The sequence below is a fragment of the Methylobacterium mesophilicum genome, assembly GCF_022179445.1.
GTDB lineage: Bacteria > Pseudomonadota > Alphaproteobacteria > Rhizobiales > Beijerinckiaceae > Methylobacterium > Methylobacterium mesophilicum.
Map to the genome: position 1 here is coordinate 1 of NZ_BPQU01000118.1, position 273 is coordinate 273.

The 273-nt window shown below is 73.3% G+C and carries 1 pseudogene; it reads right to left on the reverse strand.

Annotated features, from left to right (window positions below):
* Positions 1-91 precede the first annotated feature (91 nt).
* Positions 92-273: pseudogene (locus tag MFF40_RS28460) on the reverse strand (hypothetical protein); the annotation flags it as partial.

Genomic DNA, 273 nt, shown 5'->3' on the forward strand with positions numbered 1-273 from the left:
GCCGCGCATTCCCATGCGCCGTGGCCCTGCTCGGACGGACGGAGGTCCTCGTCGCGGCAGTAGGGGCAGTAGAAGGGGGCGGCCCGCACGCTCACGACAGGGCCTCCTCGGAGGCGCGGGCGGCCCACGTGGCGAATCGCTCGCCGTCCTCGCGCTCCTCCTGGAACCGCTTCAGGACGCGCTCGACGTAGTCCGGCAGCTCGTCGGAGGTGACCTTCAGGCCACGCACCTTGCGCCCGAACCCGGCCTCCAGTCCGAGCGCCCCGCCCAGGT